The following is a 3,217-nucleotide window of genomic DNA, read 5'->3' as shown; positions in this document are numbered from 1 at the left end:
TTTTTGCTCATAAGTTGAGTAAATTTTGACTTTGAAAGCCATTTTATTGTAAAATAAGGTTATGAAAATTCTTATTTTTCTTGTTTTTTTGGCAGGATGTGTAACAAACCAATACATTTCCTCATATTCATATAAAGAAAACCAAAAGGCGGTTAATCTATATGAGAGGGGATTGGAGTTTAAAAAAAGGGGGGAATATGCAAACGCAATAAATGAATTTCAAAGATTCCTTGATTACTATGGAAATACATATTTTTGTGATGAGGCATATTATCAAATTGCAGAATGCTACAGGCTCCTTTCCCAATGGCCTGAAGCTATTAGCTCTTATAAAAGGCTTATTTCTCAATTTAGCAAGCCTTTTTTATTATGGCGTCCATTTGTAAAGGAGAAGGAATCTTCTTTTATTCCAGAGGCAAATTATAAAATAGGGCTTTGTTTTGAGGAAGAAAGGGATTATCTTGAGGCAATTAAGTATTATAAGAAGACAATAGAAAATTATTATTCCACAGAATGGGGTTCTCTTTCAGAAAAAGGGATAAAAAGGATAATCTCAAAAAATCCCGATGCAAAATGGGCAAAAAAGGAGGAGAAGAAGCTGGCAAGGCTAATAAAGAAAGCGAAGAAGAAATAAATGGGTTTTGAGTATATTAAAGGAAGGTTTTGTTGTGATGGTGTAGAGATAGGCGAAATTGCAGATAAGGTTGACACGCCGTTTTATCTTTATAGCAAAGAGGCGATAGAGAGAAATTTTAAAGAATACAAAGAGGCATTTTCAGAGGTTTCACCCCTTATTTGCTATGCGGCAAAGGTAAATTCAAACATTGCAATCCTTAAGCTTCTTTCTAAATTAAGCTCTGGCTGTGATGTTTCCTCATTAGGAGAGCTTTTCTTGGCAAAAAATGCAGGAATTCCTGGTAAAAAAATCGTCTTTAATGGAAATGGAAAGACAGAGGATGATATAAAGATGGCAATTAAGGAGAAGGTATTCTTAATAATTGCTGATTCCATTGATGAGCTGTTTCTTATAGATAATTTCGCAAAAGAAAAGATAAATGTTGGGATAAGGATAAATCCAGGCATTGAGCCAAAAACCCATCCCTATGTTGCCACAGGCCTTGAAAAAAGCAAATTTGGGATAACGAGGGAAATCCTTAAAAATGCCATAAGCCTTATAAGAAAGATGAAGAATATAAACCTTATCTGTTTATCATCCCATATTGGCTCACAGGTTACCGAGCTTTCCCCTTTTGTTGAAAGTGCAAAAAGGCTTGTTAACCTTGCCAAAGAGATTGGGGAAATAAAATATATCGATATAGGGGGAGGTCTTGGGATTCCTTACAACAATGAGAATTTTCCAGGCATATCGCAATTTGCAAAGGAGATTACCCCAATTGTTAAGGATTTTAAGCTTATTATAGAGCCTGGAAGGAGCATTGTAGGAAATTCTGGCTGCCTTGTTACAAAGGTTTTGTATCTTAAGGAGACAAAAGCAAAGAAATTTATTGTTGTAGATGCTGGAATGAACGACCTTATAAGGCCAGCTTTATATAACAGCTTTCATCGGATATTACAAAGCGAATTAAGGGAACAAGGAGAGATTATTGCTGATATTGTAGGCCCTTTATGCGAAGATGGAGATTTTTTAGCAAGGGAAAGAAAAATGTCTGCTGTTTCTTCATCAGACCTCCTTTGCATAATGGATGCTGGTGCATATTCCTTTTCAATGTCATCAAATTATAATGCAAGGAGAAAATGCCCTGAGATTATGGTAATAGATAAAAAACCCTGTGTGATTAGAAAAAGGGAGTCTTTCAAGGATCTTATCAGGAATCAGGTAATCCCGTATGGATTATAAAAAACTAAGTGGCTCGGGGAATACATTTGTCATTGTAAATAATTTATCCCAACAAAAAATAAACCCGAAAGAATTGGCGATAGAGCTATGTTTAAAGGAGAAAACAGATGGGCTTCTTCTCATTGAGCCGTCCAAGATTTGTGACTTCAAGATGAGAATATTTAACAAGGATGGAAGTGAGGCAGAGATGTGTGGAAATGGTAGTAGGTGTGCTGCATTCTTTGGATGGAAAGAGAATTTAGCAGAGAATAAGATGGAGATAGAGACCCTGTGGGGAAGGATTAAGGCAATTGCTTCAGGTGATTTAGTAAAAGTAATGATAGGAGAACCAAAGGATATAAGGCTAAACATTATGCCAAATTGTCATTTTGTAAGGGTTGGCGTTCCCCATACAATTGTATTAGTAGATGATGTAGATAATCTTGATGTATTTAGCTTGGGAAGAAAAATAAGGTTTGATAAGGTATTTGAACCAGAAGGAACGAATGTGGATTTTGTTGAGGTTGAAAAAGAAAATAAGATAAAGATAAGGACATATGAAAGGGGTGTTGAGGATGAAACCCTATCCTGCGGCACAGGCTCTTGTGCATCTTGCTATATCCTTTATCTTTTAAATAAGACACATTTTCCAACCATTGTAGAGGCAAGAAGCAAGGAGCTTTTAAATGTATATTTTGAGGATAACAGGCTTTATCTTGAGGGAAGGGTTAAAGAGATTTAAGAATCTCTTCTATTTTTCTTATGGCAGATGCCCGGTGGCTTACTTTATTTTTCTCTTCCAAGCTAACCTCACCGAATGTTTTATTAAAGGGTGGATAAAAAAATATTGGATCATAGCCAAAGCCATTATTTCCCTTTGGCTCAAAGGCAATAAATCCTTCCACAGTGCCCTCTGCTGTTTTTAAAAACCCAGAGGGGTCTGCAATTGCCGCTATAGTCTTAAACCTTGCCTTTCTTTTTTCAAAGGGAACACCCTTAAGTAGCTTAATAATTAGCCTATTCTTTTCTTCATAACTTATATCTCCTCCAAATCTGGAGGAATAGACACCAGGTGCGCCATTTAGATAATCTACCTCAAGGCCAGAATCTTCGGATAAGGTAAGGAGGGAATAGGCAGATGCATATTCCCTTGCCTTCTTTATTGCATTTTCTTCTATTGTTTTTCCATCTTCAATTGGCTCAATTTCAAAAGGCAAGGAGGAAAGGGGTATAAATTCAATATTAGAGTCAATAATCTCCTTAATCTCCCTTATTTTATCAGGATTTTTTGTGGCAAGAAGCAATTTCATATTTTGTATGTGTTTAGCTGTTTTAAAATTTATTCACCTTTTAAGAAATTTTGAATTCTAAATTTTGAAT

General features: G+C 35.6%; 4 protein-coding genes. 3 read left to right on the top strand and 1 reads right to left on the bottom strand.

All coding sequences use genetic code 11. The annotated features are described in order from the left end of the window. Positions 1-61: 61 nt before the first annotated feature. From AB1397_03145 to dapF, 3 genes are read left to right on the top strand one after another with little or no spacing between them, the layout of a single operon-like run. Complete coding sequence (locus AB1397_03145; GenBank protein MEW6481989.1) at positions 62-634, top strand: tetratricopeptide repeat protein; 573 nt, start codon at positions 62-64, stop codon at positions 632-634. Continuing rightward, entirely contained in the window at positions 635-1,858 is a 1,224-nt protein-coding gene (gene lysA / locus AB1397_03140; protein MEW6481988.1) for a diaminopimelate decarboxylase, read from the top strand. Continuing rightward, the gene (gene dapF / locus AB1397_03135; GenBank protein ID MEW6481987.1) at positions 1,848-2,579 is read left to right on the top strand and encodes a diaminopimelate epimerase; all 732 of its coding nucleotides are present in this window, start codon (positions 1,848-1,850) and stop codon (positions 2,577-2,579) included. Before lysA ends, dapF begins: the two co-directional genes overlap by 11 nt. Here dapF and rdgB read toward each other — a convergent pair. Next, on the bottom strand, positions 2,566-3,147 hold the full coding sequence (rdgB, locus tag AB1397_03130) for an RdgB/HAM1 family non-canonical purine NTP pyrophosphatase (GenBank protein ID MEW6481986.1): 582 nt from the start codon (positions 3,145-3,147) through the stop codon (positions 2,566-2,568). The two genes, dapF and rdgB, sit on opposite strands and share 14 nt — an antisense overlap. Between the last annotated feature and the right edge of the window lie 70 nt (positions 3,148-3,217).

The organism is bacterium (assembly GCA_040756715.1).
Taxonomy (GTDB): Bacteria; UBA9089; UBA9088; order UBA9088; family UBA9088; genus JBFLYE01.
The sequence above is the reverse complement of the archived record's forward strand: the minus strand, read 5'-3'. Positions and strand labels throughout refer to the sequence as shown.

Bases quoted from the DNA above. Each gene is read 5' to 3' on its own strand.
- rdgB (MEW6481986.1), bottom strand. From the start codon at position 3,147: ATGAAATTGCTTCTTGCCACAAAAAATCCTGATAAAATAAGGGAGATT.
- AB1397_03145 (MEW6481989.1), top strand. From the start codon at position 62: ATGAAAATTCTTATTTTTCTTGTTTTTTTGGCAGGATGTGTAACAAAC.
- dapF (MEW6481987.1), top strand. From the start codon at position 1,848: ATGGATTATAAAAAACTAAGTGGCTCGGGGAATACATTTGTCATTGTA.
- lysA (MEW6481988.1), top strand. From the start codon at position 635: ATGGGTTTTGAGTATATTAAAGGAAGGTTTTGTTGTGATGGTGTAGAG.